Here is a 21,044-nt window from a genome sequence, read left to right as displayed (position 1 = left end):
GGGGTGTTGCTCATTCGGAGTCGAGTCGTACCCTTGACGTTATGGCCTTGTGCAACATAGTCCGTGGCGGCGTCGTGGTGGACGCCGTGGACGCGACACTGTCAGCGGCACAGGCGACCCCCGAGGCGGTCGAATACACCGAGATCTTGGAGGCAGAAGATCGCCCATGGGTCACTGTGGTCTGGGACGACCCGGTCAACCTCATGCACTACGTCGCCTACATCTTCCAGAAGCTGTTCGGCTACAGCAAAGCGAAGGCGAACGAGCTGATGCTGTGCGTGCACAACGAGGGCAAAGCCGTGGTCTCGTCGGGTTCGCGGGACAAAATGGAACATGACGTCCAGCGGCTGCACGCGGCGGGACTGTGGGCGACCATGCAGCGGGACGACTGACCAAGACGACTACCCTGACGCCGTGCGGAAGTGGAGCAGGAAGAACTCGCTGAGTGGTCTCAAACTGCGATCCGAAATGGACGCACGTGAGGCCAACGTGCTGCGCTCGCTGGTCGGTGCGGTCTCCGGGTTGCTCACCGAAAGAGCCGATGCCGCGCCCGAAGACGACCTGGCCGCGCTGACCGGGCTGCGCACCGGAAATACCGTCGCCCCCGACGATCCAAGACTGCGCCGGCTGCTGCCCGATTTCCATCGCAGCGAACCTGGTTCTCCCGACGCCGACCGCGCCGATCTGAACAGCGCGCTGCGCGGGCTGCACGAGCCGGAGATCATCGACGCCAAGCTGGCCGCGGGCAGCGTCATCCTGAACACCGTGCCCACCTCCGGCGGCAAAATCGTGCTGACCCCCGAGCAGGCCGACGCCTGGCTCACCGCGCTCACCGACGTGCGGCTGGCCTTGGGCACGGTGCTCGGCATCGACGCCGACACTCCCGACCATTTGGGCTCGGACGATCCGCGCGCACCGCACCTCGACGTCTATCACTGGCTCACCTGGATGCAGGACTCCCTCCTGCAGGCCCTGGCTCCCTGACACCACGAACCCGGTCGCGACAGGTAGAACAGAACGGGCGGATCGAATCGCGCCGCGACCGAGAGGCAGGAGCAACCGTGCAGGTGCAAGCCGGGCAACGTAATTCGCTCACCGATGTATCCGGCCTGCTCGTCGGACATCATCACGCGCTCGACCCGGACGCGGCGCTCGGCTCCGGCGCGGCGACGGGCACCACCGTCGTCTACGCGCCGGGCGGCGCGACCGCCGCCGTCGATGTGCGCGGCGGCGGGCCGGGTACCCGGGAAACCGATGTGCTCGATCTGGCCCGCACCATGCGCCAGGCCAACGCGATCGTGCTCACCGGCGGCAGCGCCTACGGCCTCGCGGCGGCCGACGGTGTCATGCGCTGGCTCGAGGAACACAGCGAAGGCATCCCGATGGATCCGGCTAATCCGAGCCGGGTGGTGCCGATCGTGCCGGGCGCGGTGATCTACGACCTTCCGTTGGGCGCGTGGGACATTCGGCCCACCGCCGAGTTCGGCTATCAGGCCGCGGCCGCCGCGTCGCTCGACTTCGCGCGCGGCGTGGTCGGTGGCGGTGTTGGTGCGCGAGCCGGTTCGATCAAGGGTGGCGTCGGCACCGCGAGCGTGGTGCTCGGCGACGGGCTTGCGGCCGGGGCAACGGTGTCCGCGCTGGTCGTCGCGAACGCGGCGGGCTCGGTCTTCGACCCGCGCACCGGATTGCCCTGGGGCGTAGGCACCGACGGGCCGGAGCACTTCGGCCTGCGACCCCCGACCGCGGCACAGCTGGCGCGGGCGAACGCGCTGCCGTCGAAAAGCATGCGACTCAATACCACCATCGGCGTGGTGGCCACGGACGCGCCGCTGGACCCGATCGGCTGTCAGCGGCTGGCGATGACCGCCCACGACGGACTCGCCCGCGCGATCCGGCCGGCGCACGGACCGTTCGACGGTGACGCGTTCTTCGCCCTGTCGACCGGCACCTGGCAGCCGCCTGCCGCAGGCTTCGAGCTGCCACCAGCGTTCCCGCCGGACATCCTGATGGTCGATCTGCTCGGTACCGCCGCGGCGCTCTGCGTGGAACGCGCGATTGTCGATGCGATTCTTTCAGCCACCTCCGTCGGGGAAGTCCCTGCATATCGAGACTTATTTCCCGGTTAGACACGGAGAATTCGGGACCAGCCGACGCACTCGGGGAATAGCCGAATATTCTGGCTCGTTGTCGACTGCGATAGGTCGGCATTGCGGAAGGGTTTGACTCGTGCTGGTGATCAGGGCCGACCTCGTGGCGGCAATGGTGGCGCACGCGCGCGCCGACCACCCCGACGAGGCGTGCGGCATCATCGCCGGGCCGGAAGAGTCCGATCGTCCGGAGCGCTTCGTGGCCATGGTCAATGCCGAGCGCTCGCCCACCTTTTATCGTTTCGATTCCGGTGAGCAGCTCAAAGTCTGGCGCGCGATGGACGACGCCGACGAGACACCCGTGGTGATCTACCACTCGCACACCGCCACCGAGGCTTATCCGAGCCGTACCGATGTGTCCTACGCGTCCGAGCCGTTCGCGCACTACGTGCTGATCTCCACCCGCGACCCGGAGCAGCACGAGCTGCGCAGCTACCGGATCGTCGACGGCGAGGTCACCGAGGAACCGGTGCACATCGTCGACGCGTACGAAACCGCCTGAACCGATGTTTGTTCGTGAAACCGAGGAGTTCTCATGCCGGTAACCGTGTCCATCCCGACCATCATGCGTGGCCTCACCGGAGGGGAGAAGCGCGTGCAGGCGCAGGGTGCCACGCTGAGCGCGCTGATCGATGACCTCGACGCGAACCACCCCGGGCTGGCCGAGCGCCTGCTCAAGGACGGCAAGCTGAACCGCTACGTCAATATCTACGTCGACGACGAGGACGTGCGGTTCTCCGGCGGCCTCGCGGCCGAGGTGCCCGCCGACGCGAGCGTGACCATCCTGCCCGCCGTCGCCGGCGGCTGATCCACCCGTGGCGCGCTATGAATCGCTGATCGCGACCCTCGGCGACACCCCGCTGGTCGGCCTGCGCACGCTGTCCCCGCAGTGGGACGGCGAGAACCATGTGCGGCTGTGGGCCAAGCTGGAGGATCGCAACCCGACCGGTTCCATCAAGGACCGTCCTGCGCTGCGGATGATCGAGCAGGCCGAGACCGACGGCCTGCTCACGCCGGGCTGCACCATCCTGGAACCCACCAGCGGCAACACCGGTATCTCGCTGGCCATGGCCGCCAAGCTCAAGGGCTACCGGCTGGTCTGCGTGATGCCGGAGAACACCTCGGTGGAGCGGCGTCAGCTGCTGACCATGTTCGGCGCCAAGATCATCGATTCCCCGGCCGTGGGCGGCTCCAATCAAGCGGTGGCGCGGGCCAAGCAGATCGCGGCGGAGAATCCGGACTGGGTGATGCTGTACCAGTACGGCAACCCCGCGAACGCGCTGGCGCATTACGAAACCACCGGCCCGGAGATCCTGGCCGATCTGCCGGAGATCACCCATTTCGTCGCGGGCCTCGGCACCACCGGAACGCTCATGGGCACCGGACGATTTCTGCGCGAGAAGGTGCCGAACATCGAGATCGTGGCGGCCGAACCGCGCTACGGCGAGCTGGTTTACGGCCTGCGCAATATCGATGAGGGCTTCATCCCCGAGCTGTACGACGAGTCCGTGCTGACCACCCGGTTCTCGGTCGGTCCGTTCGACGCGGTCAAGCGCACCCGCGAACTGGTCTCCGAAGAGGGCATCTTCGCGGGCATTTCGACCGGCGCGATCCTGCACGCCGCGCTCGGCGTCGCCCGCAAGGTGGCGAAGGCGGGCAAGAGCGCCGACATCGCGTTCGTGGTCGCCGACGGCGGCTGGAAGTACCTGTCGACCGGCGCGTACGACGGCACCCTGGAAGAGGCCGAGGAACGACTCGACGGCCAGCTCTGGGCCTAGCGCTCGCACTTGTGCACGCCGGTACCCTCGAAATAGCGGGAGGACGGCTCGCGCGTGCATGGGCGAACCGTCGTTACTCCTGCTCGACGAGGAGGCTGCGATGACCGGCGGTTCGGGAATCGGTTCGTCATTCGACCCCGATCGGATCGCGGCGATCCGCGCCCAGTTGGGTAAGCCGGGTGCGTCGGCCGACGCGCCGGTGAAGTCGAACAACCTCGCCGCCGTCAAACAACTGTGGCTGCGCGCCGGAGTGCTCATCGCCGGATTCGTCGCGCTGCTGTACGGCATCGAGGGCGTCGACATGCTCGACCACAACCAACTCGACAACGCGGGTATCCACCCCAGGGCGGCCGACGGGCTCTCGGGCATCCTGTTCGCCCCGGTCCTGCACGCGGGCTGGCCGCACCTGATCGGCAATACCCTGCCCGTCCTGGTCCTCGGCTTCCTCGCGCTGCTCGCGGGCATCGGCCGCGGGCTGGCCGCGACCGCGATCATCTGGCTCGTCGCCGGCGTCGGCACCTGGCTGACCGGTGCCTCCGGCAGCGTGCACCTCGGCGCGTCGGTTCTGGTGTTCGGCTGGTTGACGTTCCTGATCTCGCGTGGCTGGTTCACCCGCAACATCGGCCAGATCGTGCTCGGGCTCGTCGTTTTGGCCGTCTACGGGTCGCTTTTGTGGGGTGTATTGCCCGGCCAGCATGGAATCTCTTGGCAGGGCCATCTTTTCGGGGCGGTGGGTGGACTGCTGGCCGGCTGGGTACTCTCTGGTGATGCACGCCGAAATCGTCGCGGGGATCAGGCCCGGTTCATTGCGTCGCCACGGTGATTCTGCGGCCCTTCGAGAAATGTGGGGGATAGTTTCTTGAGTGCTGATTCGTCGTGGCAGCATGGGGGAATGCGCCTCACCGTCCTCGGGTGCTCGGGCAGCGTGTCCGGCCCGGACTCCCCAGCGTCGGGCTATCTGCTGACCGGGCCGGATATGACGCCCGTGGTGATCGACTTCGGGCCCGGCGTACTCGGCGCGCTGCAGCGCTACGCCGACCCCGGTGAGGTCGATATCTTCCTCACCCACCTGCATGCCGACCACTGCCTCGATCTGCCCGGCCTGCTGGTCTGGCGGCGCTACCATCCCACCCCGCCGGTCGGCCGGGCCATCGTGCGCGGTCCGTCCGACAGCCCGTTGCGCATCGGTAACGCCTCGGCCGAGATCGGCGGCGAATGCGACGACTGGTCCGACGTGATCGATCATCGGGTGTGGGCCGTCGGCGAGGAGATCGAATTCGGGCCGGGCCACACCGTGTCGGCGCGCCGGATGTTCCACCCGCCGGAGTCCTATGGCCTGCGCATCGTCACGGCCGCCGGACGCACCTTCGTCTATACCGGCGACACCGCGATGTGCGACTCGGTCAACGAGCTCGCCAAGGGCGCCGACATTCTGATGGCCGAGGCGTCGTGGACCCACGATCCCGCGAATCGGCCGCCCGGCATTCACCTTTCGGGCACCGAGGCAGGCCAGATCGCCGCGCAGGCGGGCGTGAAAGAACTGCTGCTCACCCATATTCCGCCGTGGACCTCGCGCGAAGATGTCATCGCCGAGGCCAAGGCACAGTTTGCCGGGCCGGTGCACGCCGTCGCGCCGGGCGAGACCTTCGATCTCTGAGGCGGGTTGCCCAGCTGACGTCGACTGCCATCCCCTAGGCTGTGGCGCGTGTCTAGACGAGCCGATGGCAGGGCGGACGACGAACTCCGCGAGGTAAAAATCACCCGTGGATTCACCACGCATCCAGCCGGTTCGGTGCTGGTCGAGTTCGGTCAGACGCGGGTGATGTGCACCGCGAGCGTGACCGAGGGCGTGCCGCCGTGGCGCCGCGACTCCGGACTGGGTTGGGTCACCGCCGAATACGCGATGCTGCCCGCCGCGACGCACACCCGCAGCGGACGCGAGTCGGTGAAGGGCAAGGTCGGCGGTCGCACCCAGGAGATCAGCAGGCTGATCGGCCGATCGCTGCGTGCCTGCATCGACCTGGCCGCCATCGGCGAGAACACCATCGCGATCGACTGCGACGTGCTGCAGGCCGACGGCGGCACCAGGACCGCCGCCATCACCGGCGCGTATGTCGCCCTGGTCGACGCGATCACCTACCTGGCCGCCAAGGGCGTGCTGGCCGACCCGCAGCCGATCTCGTGCGCGATCGCCGCGGTGAGCGTCGGCGTGGTCGACGGCCGGGTGCGTCTCGACCTGCCCTACGAAGAGGATTCGCGCGCCGAGGTCGATATGAACGTGGTCGCCACCGACACCGGCACCCTGGTCGAGATCCAGGGCACCGGTGAGGGCGCCACCTTCCCGCGCTCCACGCTGGACAAGATGCTCGATTCCGCGCTGGTCGGCTGCGAGCAGATCTTCGCCATCCAGAAGGCGGCCTTGGCGCTGCCGTATCCCGGCGTGCTGCCCGAGCCGTCCGAGTCGAAGAAGAAGTAGCGGTGGCGCGTCGGGTGCTGGTGGCCAGCCGCAATGCCAAGAAGCTGAACGAACTGCGGCGCATCCTCGCCGAGGCGGGCATCGCGGGAATCGAGATCGTCGGGCTGGACGACGTGCCCGCCTACGACGAGGCGCCGGAGACCGGCGCGACGTTCGAGGAGAACGCGCTCGCCAAGGCCCGCGACGGTGCCGTCGCCACCGGATTGGCTTGTGTCGCAGACGATTCCGGCATCGAGGTGGACGCGCTCAACGGGATGCCCGGCGTGCTCTCTGCGCGCTGGGCGGGGCGGCACGGCGACGACGCGGCCAACAACGCGCTGCTGCTCGCCCAGCTCGGCGACGTGCCGGACGAGCGGCGCGGGGCACGGTTCGTCTCGACCTGCGCGCTGGTGGTGCCCGACGGCCCGGCCATCGTGGTGCGCGGCGAATGGCCGGGCACGGTCGGCCGGAAACCGCTGGGCGACGGCGGTTTCGGCTACGACCCGCTGTTCATTCCCGAGGGCGGCGATACCTCCGCCGCGCAGCTGACGCCCGCCGAGAAGGACGCTGTCTCGCACCGCGGCCGCGCGCTGACCCAGCTGCTCCCGGCGTTGTCCGAGCTGGCCGAAAACTAGTCGGCCGCACCGCTATACGCCGAAATCTTCCTTGACCTTCTTCGCGTTCACGTGCTCGAAAAAGAACGACAGCAGCGGGATGGTGCCCGCGAGCAACGTGAAGACGGTGCGCCGCACCGGCCAGCGCACCTTCACCGCCAGGTCGGCGGTGACCAGCAGGTAGACGACGTACACCCAACCGTGCACAACCGGGATCCAGCCGGGGGTGTGTACGTGGAAGCCGTATTTGGCGATCATCTCGCCGGTGAGCAGCAGCAGCCAGAGGCCGGTGATCCAGGCCAACGTGCGGTAGCGCAGCAGCGCGGACTTGATCTTGGCGGTGCTCGCCCCGCGGCGGGCCGGGGTGCTCTCGGTGGCCGGTGCCGCAGTGCTCTCGGTGGACTTCTCGCTGGCGGTCAACCGGCGCTCCTCTCGGTGTCGCGGGCACCAAGGCCCGCCTCGCGGACCTGATGATCGATGTCTTCGGCGTGCAGTGCGGCCAGATACCTGTTGTATTCGGCGAGTACCGGGTCTTCGTCGCGCACCGCTTTCGGCCGCTCCGGCAGCAGGCCGACCGGAATCTCGCGCGGCGCAACAGCTTTCGGCTCGCGGCGCGGCTTGTCGGTGGGCTGCTCGTCTTCCTCGGCTTCGCGCTCGAGCCGGACGAACCGGAAGTAGGCGAACACCGCGAACGCCGCGAACAACGGCCATTGCAGCGCGTATCCCAGGTTCTGGCCGGTGCCGCTCGTCGACTCGAACCGCTCCCACTGCCACCACGCCAGCCCCAAGCAGCCGAGCGCAGCGACCATCACCAGCGCGATGAGGGCCGGGCGATTGTGTGCCGAGCGGCGGGGTGAAGCGGACACGGCTACTACGGTACCCGTCTACTACACGGTGCGTAGGACCAGGTCGACGGTCGGAATCCGGCGGTGATCGCCGCCTCCTGGCGCGAAACGACCCGCCCGCGACGAACAGGCGGGTCGCTCGGGCTCAGAACTTGTAGGTCACGCCGGTCAGCCGCTCGGATTCCTCCCAGAGCCGCTTCCACAGTTCCTTGTTCTTGGACAGCCGGCTCGACGGCGACGACTCCACCGGGCCCTGGGTCTGGAAGAACCGGCGCGGACCCCAATAGACCTCGGGATCGGCGTCGGGCATGGTGGCGGCGAACAGCGAGGAGTGCGCGGCCTTCTTCGGCGGGTGGCCGATGATCGCGACGAACGGCTTGATGATCCGGTCGATCGGGGTCTCGGTCCTGGCGAACAGGTCGGTGGCCGAGACACCGGGGTGCACCGCGTAAGACCGCTTGCCCGAACCGGATTCGGCGAGCCTGCGCTGTAGTTCCCTGGCGAACATCAGGTTCGACAGCTTGGCCTGCGCGTAGGCGAGATTGCGCTGGTAGCGACGGGTCTCGTAGTTGAGATCGTCGACCCACAGCTTCGGAGTCTGCTTGTGCGCGATGCTGGCCAGCGTCACCACCCGGTCGCGGATGCGGTCGAGCAGCAGGCCGGTCAGCGCGTAGTGGGCGAGGTGATCGACACCCCACTGCGTCTCGAAGCCGTCCTTGGTCCGCGAGAACGGGACGTTCATCAGTCCGGCGTTGTTGATCAGCACGTCGAATTCGGCCTGCTCGTCCGCGAACTTGCGGACCGATGCCAGGTCGGACAGGTCCAGCTCGGCGACGCGGACGTCCCCGGTGATGCTGTCGGCGACCGCCTGAGCCTTGGCCGCGTTGCGACAGGCCATGATGACGGTCGCGCCATGGGCCGCGAGGACCTCGGTGGTCACGGCACCTAACCCGCCGTTCGCGCCGGTGATCACGAAAGTGCGTCCGGTCTGATCCGGGATTTCAGAAGGTTTCCACGCCATGAGTCAACCTTACTCTGGAGTAAGTTCTGGGGGAAGGGTTTCCCCGCGGTCCGATGACGAGTGTCTCAGACGGAGGTGATTCCTGTCACTCGTCGGTCGAGAGCACAGCCGCGAGAGAGCACAGTCGTTAGAGATAACAACAGGGCACTCCGCGGACTGCCAGACGCTCGCTACGGATCACATCTTTCGCACGCGAAGTTCATTCAGCGGCCACTGCCGATTGGTTGCTGGAACGCCGCGGCAAGCGTGGTGCCGACCACCTCTTCCCACACCTGCCAGGTCGCCGGATCGAGCATCATCGAGCCGACATCGGTGGTGGTGACGCCGGATGCGACGGGTTTGCCCGCGAACCGATCGCGCAGCCACAGCAGGGCGCGTGGCGCGCCGATCGGGTCGAGCGTCAGGTGCTCGCTGAAGTGATCGCGCACGTACTCGACGCGGGCGCTCGGATCCTGCGCGTAATAGGCGACCAGGTCGTTGACCGGGCCGACCGGGATCAGCCAGTCCGGGTTCGCCTGGAACATGAACATCGGCATGTCCGGGACGGCCTTGCCCATCTTGGTCTTGTCCAGCACCGCGACGACCGTGGGATCGGTGAACGGATTCTTGGCCAGCATCCCGATGTTGTCGGCGAACGGGAAGAAGATGGACTGATAGCTCGCGCAGAGCTGATCCTTGGCCGCCATCATTAGCTTGCCGAGACCATTCATGTTGGCGTCGAGGAAGTTTCGCAGTTCCGGGTATTCCCGCGAGACGCCGAGCGCCCCCGCGAAGATGAGCCCGGCGGAGAGATTGCCGTTGGCCATCTTCAGTGCGGCGGACAGATCGGCGGGGATGCCGCCCTCGGCGGCGCCGACGACATTGAGCTCCGGTGCGTAGCTCTGCTTCAGCTCGGCGGCATGTCCGGTGGCGATGGCACCGCCGGAATAGCCCATCATGCCGACCCGAGTGTTGGTGCCGGACAACTGCATCGGATCGAAACGCGCCGCGGCGCGGATGCCGTCCAGGGTGATCCGGCCGGCCAAAGGTCCTGCGGCATAAGCGGAATCGGGACCCTGGTGATCGGGCACGACCACGGCCCACCCTTGCGTGAGCGCCGCCTGTACCTCCAGGAACTGGGCGGCGACCAGCACCGAGCCGGTGAGCGTTGCCGGGATGGAACCCATCTGCAGCTGATAGGACGGCATGCAGTAGTTACCGGTGGAGTCCTCGGCGATCTGATAAGAGAACAGCGGCCGATCGGCGACGTAGCCCCGCGGCTTCAGCACGGTGGCCACCGCGGCGATCGGCTCGCCGCGGGTATTGGTCGATCGGTAGGACAGCTGCCAGGAATCGACGTTGACCGGAATCAGCGACAGGTTCGCCACATTCACCTGCCGCGCCGCGATGAGCTGGCCCGGTTCGAGATTCGCGTAGGTTTCCGGCGCCGGACGATAGAACGCCGGGTCGAAGCCCGGCGGCATCGGCGGAATGGGGAACGGCAGCGCGGGCTGAACCGGGGGAGTGCCCGGCTCGGCGACCGCCTGCCCCACGAGGGCGAAGGGCAGCCCGGTCGCCAGCACGGCGAGGGCGACGAGCAGCTTCGATGCGTGCTTGCGCGGGGTAACCACAGATCAACCTCTTTGTTGCCAGGACGCATATGTGAGCCCAGTTGGTTTCAGACTACGTCGAGTATGCAATGCCATGACGCGGATCACAAATGCCGTCGGGCGAGACCTGGCCCCCTGTGCTGCCCGCGCTGGTGGACAGACGCCTGGTCACCGTGGTTGTCGTGGGATCTCCGATACGGTGGGAGGCGTGACCATCGTTGGCAGGCAGTACGGCGGACGCGCCGTCACGGAACGCAAGGCCGAACGGCGCCAGCGCTTCCTGGACGCGGCGACCCGGATCTTCGCCGAACGCGGCTACGCGAACTGCTCGCTGGCCGACGTCTGTGCCGCCGCGTCGCTGTCCAAGCGGCAGTTCTACGAGGAATTCCAGACCAGGGAGGACGTGCTGGTCGCCGCCTACGACCGGATCCAGGACGAAGCGGCCGCCGTGCTGGTCACGGCGCTGGCCGAGCTCGACCCGCGCTTCGATATGACCGCGGCGATGACCGCGGTGGTCTCGGCCTACCTCGGCTCGATCGGCTCCGACCCTTATCGCGCCAAGGTCGCCTTCATCGAGGTGGTCGGCGTCAGCGACCGGATGGAGCGGCACCGCCGCGAACGCAGACACGCGTGGGCCGACTTGCTCGCCACCAGCGTGCTACCGACGGTGGCGCCAGAAGCTCGGATCCGCGGCGGAAGCGCCTGGGGCGCAAGCGCTCTCATCGGCGCGATCAACGGCCTCGCGCACGAGTGGGTGCTGGCCGATCCGCGCCCTTCGGTCGGCGAGCTGGTGGAACTACTTGTGCCGATCGCGCTGTCGCTATTGGAAGTGCCCGATCAGCGCACGGCGTAGTCGCCGAGCGACGGCTCGAGCGAGTCGAACGCCGTGCCGACGTATTCGGTGACGGCCGTGGCGATTTCGTCGTTCGACTGACCGTCGAGGGTGCGGCGCATGGTCTCCTCGAACAGCACCCGATGCACCCCGCCTAGCTGAGCGGCGGCCACCCGTGGCGTGATATCCGTTGCGGCCGCGCCGGTTTCGGCGGCGAGAGTGTCGGCGAGGGCCTGCTCGCGCTCCTCGTGGAATTCGCGCAGCCTGGCGACCAGGGCGGGGCTGTCGCTGATCATCCTGGCGAACTCCGCACCGGAGAAGCCGACCACCGGATCCTGTCCGGCCGCGGCCGTCAGGTAGGCGGCACGCAGCGCGGCCAAGGCGGACTCGCCGGGCTCGCGCTCGCGGACGACGCGCGCGAGCTGGTCGACGAAGACGTCGTGCAGATCCAGGGCCAGGTCCTCTTTGCGCGGGAAGTAGTTGGTCACCGTCATCTTGGCGACCTGCGCGGCGGCCGCGACGTCGGCGATCGTCACCTTGTCGAAGCCGTGCTCGAGGAACAGCCTGGTCGCCTGATGGGAGATGTTCTCCCTGGTCTGCAGCTTCTTCCGGTCCCGAAGCCCCAACGTCTCTGCGCTCATGCGAACACCATATCTGATACCGACCAAAATTTATGCTTGACACATTTTTAGGTCTGTTCTAAGTTTGGCTTCGTTACCGAACACGAAGGAGCGTCACCGCGAATGAACTACGGACTTGTCGAAGCAACCCCGGCCCGCACCATCACCACCGACCGAAAGGGACCAGCCACCATGGCCGACAAGACCTCCGCGCAGACCATCATCGACGCCGTCCTCAGCCGCCTCGCGCCCGACGCCGCAGCGCCGAAGCGAAAGAAGCAGCGCACCAAGGCATTCCCCGGCACGACGCGACTCGACCGAAAGGCTGCCGGTCTGCCCCGTAGCCAGACCGCCTTCCGTGCGGCCTCGCAGCGCCCGCTGCGCATCCCTGGCCGCGGCTGACCATCGAGCAACCACCCCACCGGGGGGGGGGGGGGGGGCCCCCCCCCCCCCCCCCCCCCCCCCCCCCCCCGCGGCCCCCCCCCCCCCCCCCCCCCCCCCCCCCGGCTCGCTCCCTTCGGAAGGACTCTCGTGCCCCAGTTCTGCACCGCCCGTCCCGCTCGCGTCTCCGGCACCGTGAGCGAAGACCCGGTCAACGACTACCTGCGCCTCATCGCCCGCACCCCGTTGCTCACCGCCACCCAAGAGGTCGAGCTGGCCAAGCGCATCGAAGCGGGTGTCCTTGCCGACCAACGGCTCACCGAGACCACCGATCTCGACCCGGCGGAGCGCCGTGAACTGCGCCGCCGAGTCGCCGACGGCCAGCACGCCAAGGACCACATGGTCGAGGCCAACCTGCGCCTGGTGGTGTCGATCGCCAAGCGCTACCCGACGCCGGTCGGCATGTCGCTGCTCGACCTGGTGCAGGAGGGCACCGTCGGCATGATGCGCGCGGTGGCGAAGTTCGATCACCACCGCGGCCTCAAGTTCTCCACCTACGCCACCTGGTGGATCAAGCAGGGCATCGGTCGCGCGCTCGCCGACCAGGGCCGCACCATCCGCATTCCGGCGCACGTCGTCGAGGTGCTGAACCGGGTGAACCGCACCCAGCGGGCGCTGGCTGTGCGACTCGGCCGCGAGGTCACCACGGCGGAACTGGCCGGCGAGCTCGACATGACCGAGGACAAGGTGCGCGAGGTACTCGACCATGCGCGCGAGCCGATTTCGCTGCACACCCCGATGGGTTCGGCGGACGCCACGGAGTTCGGCGAACTCATCGCCGATGCCGCACCCGACCCGTCCGAATCGGCACTGGCGAGCGCGGCGCGTGGCGAACTCGACAAGGTTCTCGCGGCGCTGACCGAGCGCGAAGCCGAGGTGATCGCCCTGCGTTTCGGCCTGGATGGCGCCGACCCGAAGACCCTCGACGAGGTCGGCAAGACCTACGGCGTTTCCCGTGAACGCGCCAGGCAGATCGAAGCGAAAGGCATGGCCAAGCTGCGGCAACCGGCGCGCACCAAGGTGCTCGAAGGGCTGCTCGGCTGACCCGACAGCCACCTCCGACGGAGTCGCTGCCGTGTCGCTGGACGGACAGGCTGGCGGATCAAGACCATACTGTGGCAATGACCGGTGCAGCCGCTGTCGCCGAGAAAGCTCCCGAGCCGATGAGCCGGGCGAAGATCAATATCGTGTTCGCCACGATTGTGCTGGGCATGTTGCTCGCGGCCCTCGATCAGACGATCGTGTCCACCGCGCTGCCGACGATCGTCGCCGATCTCGGCGAGGCCGGGCATATGGCATGGGTGGTCACGGCCTATCTGCTCGCCGAGGCGGTGGCCACCGCGCTGGCGGGCAAGCTCGGTGATCTGTTCGGCCGCAAGCTGATCTTCCAGCTCAGCGCGTTGATCTTCATCATCGGCTCGATGATCGCCGGCCTGGCCAACGGGATGACGCTGCTGATCATCGCCCGCGGCATCCAGGGTTTCGGCGGCGGCGGACTGATGGTCACCGCGATGGCACTCATCGCCGACACCATCCCGCTGCGTCAGCGCGGCAAGTATCAGGGCGCGCTCGGCGCGGTCTTCGGCGTCACCACGGTGATCGGGCCTACGCTGGGCGGCTTGTTCACCGACCACGCGAGCTGGCGCTGGTGCTTCTACGTCAACGTGCCCATCGCGATCATCATGATCGCGATGTCGGCCCGCACCATTCCGCGGGTGCGCGCGGCGATCAAGCCGATCATCGACTACGCGGGCATCGGCCTTGTCGCCGTTGCGGTTTCCACTCTCATCCTCGGGCTGGAGTGGGGCGGGCAGGAGTACGCGTGGGGCTCGTCGATGATCCTCGGGCTGTTCGCGGCGTCGGTGCTGCTGTTCGCGGCGTTCGTGGTGGTCGAGCTGCGGGCCGAGGAACCCATGCTGCCGATGGGGTTGTTCCGCAGCAGAGTGTTCACGGTCTGCTCGATCCTCAGCTTCATCTGCGGCTTCGCGATGCTCGGCTCGATCACCTATCTGCCCGCGTATCTGCAGTACGTGGACGGGGTTTCGGCGACCATGTCCGGCGTTCGCTCGCTGCCGTTGGTCGCCGGGCTGCTGGTGACCTCGATCCTGTCCGGCCAGGTGGTTGGTAAAACCGGCCATTACCGATACTTTCCGATCGTCGGCACACTGGTGATGGCGCTCGGGCTGTATCTGATGTCGACCATGGGCCGCGATACCGGGATCTGGGAGGAATCGCTGTACATGCTGGTGCTCGGCCTTGGCATCGGCCTCACCATGCAGGTGCTCACCATCGTCGTGCAGAACACCGTGCCCTACGCCCAGCTCGGCACCGCGACCTCCGGCGTCACCTTCTTCCGCACCCTCGGAAGTACCTTCGGCACAGCGATTTTCGGCACGCTGTACAGCAACGAGATCGGCCCGAACCTGCGCGCGGCACTGGTCGAGGCGAAGGTGGTGCCGCCCGAGGTCGCGGCAAATCCGCAAGCGCTGCAAAAGGTTCCGGAGGAAGTGGCCGCGCCCATCATCGACGCCTACGCCAACACCATCGATCACGTCTTCGTCTGGGTGGTCCCGGTGGCGCTGGTCGGTTTCGTGGTCGCCTGGTTCCTCAAAGAAGTGCCGCTACGCGACAGCGCCCGAACGGGCGCGGGCGATGTGGGCGAAGGCTTTTCGGTGCCTGACTCCGCGGACCGGGTGGTGCAGCTGGAACGAGCCATCGCCGGAAGCCTGCGCAAGGAACACGCCGAGGGGCCGATCGGTCCGCGCATCCTTGCTGACGCGGGCAGCACGCTCAGCCGCGGCGAGGCATGGGCGCTCGGCCAGGTCTACCTGCGCGACCGCGTCAAGGGCGGGGCCACGCTGGATTCGGTCGCGCGGGCGCACAAGCTGCCCGACGACGTGCTCGCGCCGATCTATCGCCGGGTGGCCGACAAGGGCTACCTCGTCGACGACGGCCGCGAGCTGCGGCTGACCGATCAGGGCACGGCCGAGCTGGACCGGGTCAAGGCCGCGTGGCGCCGCTGGCTCGACAGCAGGCTCGACGACTGGAACAACGACGACCCCGCCGACCGCGCGCTGTTCGATCAGGCCCTGGACAACCTCGCCGCCAAGCTGCTCGAGCAAGAGGCCGGCGAGCACGAACCCGCCCGCGCCTGAATCCCCCGCCTCATGCCGCGAAACCCCCTTGCGTCGCAAATACTCGTGCACGTATATTCGTAGACGAGTAAGGAGGTGTGATGGCGACCAAGCGCAAGGTGAACAACCTGCTCGCGCTGGCGGTGCTCTCGGTGATGATCGACCGGCCCAAGCATCGCTACGAGATCGCGCAGACGCTGCGCGACCGCGGCAAAGAGCACGACATGGACATCAAGTGGGGCTCGCTCTACACCGTCGTGCAGAGCCTGGAAAAGGCCGGCTTCCTGGAGATCGTCGGCAGCGAGCGCGACGGCGCCAGGCCCGAGCGGGTGATCTACCAGCTCACCAGCGCCGGACGGACCGAACTCACCGACTGGACCAGGGAATTGGTCGCAGTGCCGGAGCCTGAACAGCACCGCTTCGTCGCGGGCCTGTCCATTCTCTCGGTGCTGCCTCCCGACGACGTCATCGAATTGCTCGGCCAGCGCATCGAGGCGCTGCGTCACCTCATTGATGCGGTGCGCCGGGAAATCGACAAGGTTTTGGCGATGAAGCTGCCGCGCCTGTTCATCATCGAATCCGAATTCGGCGTGGCGATGTTAGAGGCCGAAATGGCTTGGGCGCGTTCGTTCCGCGACCAACTCGCCGACGGCACGTTCCCCGAGGTGGACTGGTGGCGGCAGGTACACGCCGACAACGTCCCGCCCGCGGAAGTGATCGCGGCTGTGGAAGGGAGGCTGGCCGAACCGGAACCATCCTGACCGCGAGACCAGGCTCGGCGGGGTGCGGCAACACCGCCGCCGAGCCCGATTGAACAGTCTCGAACCGCGCCCGCATGCGCGCACCCGGCTACAAGGCTGGCAACCACAGGATAACTGGGTGCGTACTGCACGGGTCGGTTCGGGGATCAAACAACACCCGCAACACCCAAACCTGGAGACACCCATGTCAAATGTAAGAACCGCACTGGTCATCGGCGGCGGCATCGCCGGGCCGGTCGCCGCCTCCGCCCTGTTGAAGGCGGGCATCGACGCCCGCGTCTTCGAGGCTTATCCCGGCTCGTCGTACAACATCGGCAGCGGGCTCGCACTCGCGCCGAACGGCATTGCCGCCTTGGACATCATCGACGCGGGCGACGCGGTCCGTGCCATCGCGAAGCCGATCTCCAAGATGGGCTTGTCGATCGGTGGCAAGGACCTGTTCATGCGCGGACTGGCCGGCCTGCCGCCGCTGCAAATGGTCGATCGCGGCGAGTTGCACCAGACGCTGCACGATCACGCGGTCTCCGCCGGTGTGCCGTTCGAATACAACAAGCGCATGGTCGACGTGGTCGAGACGGACGCGGGCATCACCGCCCGGTTCACCGACGGCAGCACCGCCACTGCCGACGTGCTGATCGGCGCCGACGGCATCCGGTCGACGGTGCGCGGGTTGATCGACCCGAACGCGCCAGGCCCGGAGTACCTCGGCATGCTCGGCTTCGGCGCGATCATCGACTACGACGGCGAGATCGAGCCCGAATCCATGACTTTCGCCTTCGGCAAGAACGCCTACTACCTGTTCGGGTCGACCGGCGACGGTCAGGTGATCTGGGGCGCCAACCTGCCGCACAAGGAGTACCTGTCGCTCACCGCCGCCCGGGCGATCCCGAAGGCGCACTGGCTCGGCATCCTGCGCGAGACCTACGCCGACGACACGCCCGGTGGTGAATTCGCTCGGCGCACCACCGAGGAGCAGCTGGAAGTGAGCGGTGCGCTGCACATCATGCCGTCGGTGCCGCACTGGTTCCGCGGCCGCATGGCCCTGGTCGGGGACGCGGTGCACGCGCCGTCCAACAGCTCGGGGCAGGGCGCGTCGCTTGCCATCGAGAGCGCCGTTCAGGTGGCTCGCTGCCTGCGCGATCTGCCGACGCCGGAAGCCGCGTTCGCCACCTATGAGCAGCTGCGCAGGCCCAGGGTGGAGGCGGTCGCGGCCCGCGCCGCGAAGGTCAACCACAACAAGACCCTCGGGCCGGTCGGGCGCAAGATGATGCAGCTGACGGCGCCGCTGTTCATCAAGCTGATGAACCCGGAGAAGAGCATGGGGCCCGAGCAGCGTTACCGGATCGATTGGGCCGCGCCCGCGCACCAGGAACTCGCGGTAACTGCCTGATTCGGTCGAACCTCGCGGGCTGATGGTCCGTACCCTTGGAGAACATCGATCCGAAAGGACTCCGGGGGACCCATGCAACCTGACCATCAGCCCGCGCTGCACCTGACCGGCCTGTGTAAACGCTTCGGCGGACCGTGGGTCGTCGACAACGTGAGCCTGGCGGTACCGCCGGGCTCCTTCTTCGGCCTGGTCGGCCCGAACGGGGCGGGCAAGACGACGACGCTGTCGATGGCCTGCGGGCTGCTGCGGCCCGACGGCGGCCACGCCGCGATCTTCGGCGCCGACGTGTGGGCCGATCCGATCCGCGCGAAGACCCTCGTCGGCGTGCTGCCGGACGGTCTCGCGCTGCCGGAACGGCTCACCGGCCGCGAATTGCTCACCTACACCGGCCTTTTGCGCGGCATGCCGGAGCGCACCGTCGCCGAGCGCGCCGACGAACTGCTCACGGTCTTCGAATTGACCGGCGCCGAAAAGACCTTGGTGGTCGACTACTCCGCGGGCATGCGCAAGAAGATCGGCCTGGCGACCGCGCTGCTGCACGCGCCGAAACTGCTGGTGCTCGACGAGCCGTTCGAGGCGGTGGATCCGGTGTCGGGCAGCACGATTCGCACCATCCTGCAGCGCTTCGTCGCGGCCGGTGGCGCGGTGGTGCTGTCGAGTCACGTGATGGCGCTGGTGGAGAGCATGTGCGACCGGGTCGCGGTGATCACCGCCGGACGCGTGGTCGCGGCGGGCACGGTGGACGAGGTGCGCGGCGGAACCACCTTGGAAGAGGCGTTCGTCCGGCTGGTCGGTGGCCGCGTCGGCGGAGAGGACGGGCTGTCGTGGCTGGCATCCTGATCCGGATGCGGCTGCTGCTCACCAAGCGCGCGCTGAGCAGCAGCGGCTGGCAGGGTTTCGGCTACGTGGTCGGCGTGCTGATCGGCACCGTCTTCGCGATCGTCACGGCGACGCTGATCGGGTTCGCGCTGCTCGATGGTGACGTCGCGAGCGGAACAACCATTGCCGCAACGATTTTCGGTATCTGGACGCTCGGCTGGCTGTGCGGCCCGGTGCTGATCGGCAGCAGTGACGAGACCATCCAGCCGGAGCATCTGCGGCTGCTGCCGATCAGCAGTCGTCAGCTGGCCGGTGGCTTGCTCGCCGCCGCGTTCGCCGGACCCGCGCCGGTGGTCAACCTGATCGCCTTCGGCGGGTTGGTCGCGCTCGCGGCGCAAGTCAGTTGGGCGGCAACGCTGGTCGCGGTCGTCGGGGTGGTGCTGCAGCTGGTCTTCGTGGTGCTGCTGTCGCGGGTGGTGCTGGCCTGGGTCGGGGCCGCCATGCGGTCGCGGCGCGGCAAAGACATCGGTGTGCTGCTGGCCGGGCTGCTCGGCCTCGCCTACTACCCGATGAGTCTGCTGATGTCGCACGTGAGCGCGCTGCGCGACGTACCGCCGTGGGCGGCGACGACGCTGCGCTCGATACCGTCCGGGTGGGCTCCGGTCGCGGTAGAGGCTGCGGCACAAGGCAACTGGCTGCTCGCACTGCTGCCGCTGCTCGGCCTGGCCGTGGTCTCGCTCGGACTGTGGCAGGCCTGGTCGGTGCTGCTGGCCCGGCGGCTGGCCGCGCCGATGAATTCCGTGGCCAGTGGCGCGGGCAGCGGGCTGCTCGGCCGGGTACGCCAGCGCGGACCGGTCGGCGCCGTGCTGATCAAGGAGCTGCGCACCTGGTCGCGGGACAGTCGTCGCCGGGCCGCGCTGCTGCCGGTGCTGGTGGTCGGCATCCTGATGCCGGTGTTCCCCGCCTTCCAGGGCAGCGGCACCGGCGGCGTGCCGTTCGCGGGTGTCACCTCGGTCTCGTTCGCCGCCCTCGCCGGTGCCAACCTGTTCGGCTACGACGGCACCGCCGTGTGGCAAACCCTCGTCACCCCCGGCGCCGTGCGCGCGGACGTGCGCGGCCGCCTGCTCGCGCTGCTGATCGTGCTCGGGCTGCCCACGCTGCTGCTCGCGCTGATCCTGCCCGGCGCGGTGGGCCGATGGGACCTGTATCCGTGGGTGCTCGCGCTGTATGCCGCCGCGCTCGGCGTCGGGGTCGGCGCGGCCGTGCTCGTGTCGGCGCTGGCGCCGTATCCGATACCGCCGCGCACCGGGAATCCGTTCTCCGGTTCGGGTAACCCGGGTTGCGCGAAGGTGCTGCTCCAGTTCACCGTGCTCTTCGGTCAGCTGTTCGCGGTGCTTCCGGTGGTAATCGTCCTGCTGATCGGCCATTTCACCGAATTGACTGCGATCGAATGGCTCGCGGTTCCGGTGGGCATCGGCACCGGCATCGCCGCGGCAATCGTCTGCGTCCGCATCGCCGAAAAACGCTTGACCACCGGTGGGCCCGAGCTCCTCGATGCGGTCCGCCCCAGGTGAGCGCCGGTGGCCGCATCGGTGAGGCAATAGAATCGCCTGGTGAGCGATAGGGATTCCGATGGCAGTCTCGATCTGAATCAGTTGCGCACTTTTCTGGCCGTGCACCGCGCGGGGTCGATCACCGGCGGTGCGCGGCTGATCGGGTTGTCGCAACCCACGGTCACCGCGCAGCTGCAGGCGCTGGAGAAGCGGCTGGGTCAGCGGCTGTTCGAGCGGTTGCCGCGCGGGGTGGCGCCGACCGCGGCCGCCGCCGAATTGGCCGCGCGGATCGCCGAACCGCTGGACGCGTTGACCGCCGTTGCCGGACGGTCGGTGCCCGCCGAGGACGAACCGCAGCCGCCCGTCCGGCTGGCCGGTCCTGCGGAACTGCTTGCGGTACAGGCCCTTCCGGCGCTCGCGCCATTGATCGCGCACGGCGTCCGGCTGACCGTGACCGCCGGACTCTCCGAGGAGCTGCTGGCCGGACTGCGCGCGGGCCACTACGACCTGGTGCTGTCGACCGTGCGCCCGCGGGGCCGGACCGTGGTCGCCGAGGCGTTGTCGGACGAGGAATTCGTGCTGGTCGCCGCGCCCGCCGTGGCCGCGCGGATCGACGCGACCCGGCTGGACGCCGATGGTCCGGCCGCGCTGGCCGCGGTGCCGCTCGTCAGCTACGCCCCCGACCTGCCCATCCTGCGCAGGTACTGGTGGCATGTCTTCGGGATCCGGCTGACCGGCGAGGCGGCCGTTATCGTCGCGGACCTGCGCGCGGTCGCCGCTGCAGTCGTTGCGGGGGCAGGCGTCAGCGTACTACCACGTTATCTCTGTGCGGCCCAACTCAATTCGGGCGCACTGGTCACCTTGCTCGACCCGCCGGATCCGCCGATCAACACCGGGTTCCTGGTCCGCCGCGCCGGCACCGACACCCGCCCCCACGTAGAGCTGGTCCACGCGCGTCTACGCGCCGCCGCCCGAACCTGGTAACCGCACCGTCTCTGATTTCCCGCACCTGGAATCGCATGCGAATTTCGGTGCGGGCAATCAG

Annotated in this window: 24 protein-coding genes; 19 read left to right on the top strand and 5 right to left on the bottom strand. The window is 68.0% G+C overall.

Annotated features, from left to right (window positions below; translation table 11 throughout):
* Positions 1-41: 41 nt before the first annotated feature.
* From clpS to rdgB, 10 genes are all read left to right on the top strand, one after another.
* Positions 42-392, top strand: coding sequence for an ATP-dependent Clp protease adapter ClpS (gene clpS, locus ACIA8C_RS40900; protein ID WP_397144509.1), 351 nt, complete (start codon positions 42-44; stop codon positions 390-392).
* Between the two features lie 22 nt (positions 393-414).
* Entirely contained in the window at positions 415-984 is a 570-nt protein-coding gene (locus ACIA8C_RS40895) for a DUF2017 domain-containing protein (protein ID WP_397144507.1), read from the top strand.
* Between the two features lie 77 nt (positions 985-1,061).
* Positions 1,062-2,126, top strand: a complete 1,065-nt coding sequence (locus ACIA8C_RS40890; protein WP_397144505.1) for a P1 family peptidase — start codon at positions 1,062-1,064, stop codon at positions 2,124-2,126.
* A gap of 100 nt (positions 2,127-2,226) precedes the next feature.
* Complete coding sequence (locus ACIA8C_RS40885; protein WP_397144503.1) at positions 2,227-2,649, top strand: Mov34/MPN/PAD-1 family protein; 423 nt, start codon at positions 2,227-2,229, stop codon at positions 2,647-2,649.
* 33 nt (positions 2,650-2,682) lie between these two features.
* On the top strand, positions 2,683-2,955 hold the full coding sequence (locus ACIA8C_RS40880) for a MoaD/ThiS family protein (RefSeq protein ID WP_357390617.1): 273 nt from the start codon (positions 2,683-2,685) through the stop codon (positions 2,953-2,955).
* 7 nt (positions 2,956-2,962) lie between these two features.
* Positions 2,963-3,925, top strand: coding sequence for a PLP-dependent cysteine synthase family protein (locus ACIA8C_RS40875; RefSeq protein ID WP_397144501.1), 963 nt, complete (start codon positions 2,963-2,965; stop codon positions 3,923-3,925).
* Between the two features lie 100 nt (positions 3,926-4,025).
* Positions 4,026-4,748 carry a rhomboid family protein gene (locus ACIA8C_RS40870; RefSeq protein WP_397144499.1) on the top strand — a complete coding sequence of 241 codons (723 nt, stop codon included), beginning with the start codon at positions 4,026-4,028 and terminating at the stop codon, positions 4,746-4,748.
* Between the two features lie 69 nt (positions 4,749-4,817).
* Positions 4,818-5,582 carry a cyclic nucleotide-degrading phosphodiesterase gene (locus tag ACIA8C_RS40865; protein WP_397144497.1) on the top strand — a complete coding sequence of 255 codons (765 nt, stop codon included), beginning with the start codon at positions 4,818-4,820 and terminating at the stop codon, positions 5,580-5,582.
* 48 nt (positions 5,583-5,630) lie between these two features.
* Complete coding sequence (gene rph, locus ACIA8C_RS40860) at positions 5,631-6,401, top strand: ribonuclease PH (RefSeq protein ID WP_396997759.1); 771 nt, start codon at positions 5,631-5,633, stop codon at positions 6,399-6,401.
* Positions 6,402-6,403: 2 nt separating this feature from the next.
* Positions 6,404-7,015, top strand: coding sequence for an RdgB/HAM1 family non-canonical purine NTP pyrophosphatase (gene rdgB / locus ACIA8C_RS40855; RefSeq protein ID WP_397144495.1), 612 nt, complete (start codon positions 6,404-6,406; stop codon positions 7,013-7,015).
* Between the two features lie 12 nt (positions 7,016-7,027).
* On the opposite strand, the gene ACIA8C_RS40850 is transcribed toward rdgB, so the two are convergent.
* The 4 genes from ACIA8C_RS40850 to ACIA8C_RS40835 form a co-directional block, all read right to left on the bottom strand.
* Positions 7,028-7,414, bottom strand: a complete 387-nt coding sequence (locus tag ACIA8C_RS40850) for a DUF3817 domain-containing protein (protein WP_397144493.1) — start codon at positions 7,412-7,414, stop codon at positions 7,028-7,030.
* Positions 7,411-7,803 (bottom strand): transcriptional regulator, encoded by a 393-nt coding sequence (locus tag ACIA8C_RS40845; RefSeq protein WP_397144562.1) that lies wholly within the window; start codon positions 7,801-7,803, stop codon positions 7,411-7,413. The genes ACIA8C_RS40850 and ACIA8C_RS40845 overlap by 4 nt, the downstream gene beginning before the upstream one ends.
* Before the next feature lie 181 nt (positions 7,804-7,984).
* Positions 7,985-8,860 (bottom strand): oxidoreductase, encoded by an 876-nt coding sequence (locus ACIA8C_RS40840; protein WP_397144491.1) that lies wholly within the window; start codon positions 8,858-8,860, stop codon positions 7,985-7,987.
* Between the two features lie 203 nt (positions 8,861-9,063).
* Positions 9,064-10,470 (bottom strand): lipase family protein, encoded by a 1,407-nt coding sequence (locus ACIA8C_RS40835; RefSeq protein WP_397144489.1) that lies wholly within the window; start codon positions 10,468-10,470, stop codon positions 9,064-9,066.
* A gap of 187 nt (positions 10,471-10,657) precedes the next feature.
* Here ACIA8C_RS40835 and ACIA8C_RS40830 point away from each other — a divergent pair, with 187 nt between their 5' ends.
* Complete coding sequence (locus ACIA8C_RS40830) at positions 10,658-11,302, top strand: TetR/AcrR family transcriptional regulator (protein WP_397144487.1); 645 nt, start codon at positions 10,658-10,660, stop codon at positions 11,300-11,302.
* On the opposite strand, the gene ACIA8C_RS40825 is transcribed toward ACIA8C_RS40830, so the two are convergent.
* On the bottom strand, positions 11,287-11,922 hold the full coding sequence (locus ACIA8C_RS40825; RefSeq protein WP_397144485.1) for a TetR/AcrR family transcriptional regulator: 636 nt from the start codon (positions 11,920-11,922) through the stop codon (positions 11,287-11,289). The two genes, ACIA8C_RS40830 and ACIA8C_RS40825, sit on opposite strands and share 16 nt — an antisense overlap.
* Positions 11,923-12,024: 102 nt before the next feature.
* On the opposite strand from ACIA8C_RS40825, the gene ACIA8C_RS40820 reads away from it, so the two are divergent.
* The 8 genes from ACIA8C_RS40820 to ACIA8C_RS40785 all read left to right on the top strand — a co-directional run bounded on the left by ACIA8C_RS40820 (position 12,025) and on the right by ACIA8C_RS40785 (position 20,983).
* Positions 12,025-12,303, top strand: a complete 279-nt coding sequence (locus ACIA8C_RS40820; protein WP_397144483.1) for a hypothetical protein — start codon at positions 12,025-12,027, stop codon at positions 12,301-12,303.
* A 129-nt stretch (positions 12,304-12,432) separates the two neighbouring features.
* Positions 12,433-13,386, top strand: coding sequence for a sigma-70 family RNA polymerase sigma factor (locus ACIA8C_RS40815; protein WP_397144481.1), 954 nt, complete (start codon positions 12,433-12,435; stop codon positions 13,384-13,386).
* 77 nt (positions 13,387-13,463) lie between these two features.
* The gene (locus ACIA8C_RS40810) at positions 13,464-15,497 is read left to right on the top strand and encodes a DHA2 family efflux MFS transporter permease subunit (protein WP_397144479.1); all 2,034 of its coding nucleotides are present in this window, start codon (positions 13,464-13,466) and stop codon (positions 15,495-15,497) included.
* 80 nt (positions 15,498-15,577) lie between these two features.
* A complete protein-coding gene (locus ACIA8C_RS40805) occupies positions 15,578-16,237 on the top strand; it encodes a helix-turn-helix transcriptional regulator (protein WP_397144477.1) in 660 nt (219 codons plus the stop codon).
* Positions 16,238-16,421: 184 nt separating this feature from the next.
* Entirely contained in the window at positions 16,422-17,627 is a 1,206-nt protein-coding gene (locus ACIA8C_RS40800; RefSeq protein WP_397144475.1) for an FAD-dependent oxidoreductase, read from the top strand.
* 72 nt (positions 17,628-17,699) lie between these two features.
* The gene (locus tag ACIA8C_RS40795) at positions 17,700-18,467 is read left to right on the top strand and encodes an ABC transporter ATP-binding protein (protein WP_397144473.1); all 768 of its coding nucleotides are present in this window, start codon (positions 17,700-17,702) and stop codon (positions 18,465-18,467) included.
* Positions 18,452-20,020: a hypothetical protein gene (locus tag ACIA8C_RS40790; protein WP_397144471.1), complete on the top strand. Its 1,569-nt coding sequence runs from the start codon at positions 18,452-18,454 to the stop codon at positions 20,018-20,020. Before ACIA8C_RS40795 ends, ACIA8C_RS40790 begins: the two co-directional genes overlap by 16 nt.
* Before the next feature lie 39 nt (positions 20,021-20,059).
* Positions 20,060-20,983, top strand: coding sequence for a LysR family transcriptional regulator (locus ACIA8C_RS40785; RefSeq protein ID WP_397144469.1), 924 nt, complete (start codon positions 20,060-20,062; stop codon positions 20,981-20,983).
* The last annotated feature ends 61 nt before the right edge of the window (positions 20,984-21,044 follow it).

Origin of the sequence: Nocardia sp. NPDC051321 (assembly GCF_044455225.1) — a bacterium.
GTDB lineage: Bacteria > Actinomycetota > Actinomycetes > Mycobacteriales > Mycobacteriaceae > Nocardia.
Note: the sequence above shows the minus strand (reverse complement) of the source record. Positions and strands in the feature narration are given on the sequence as shown.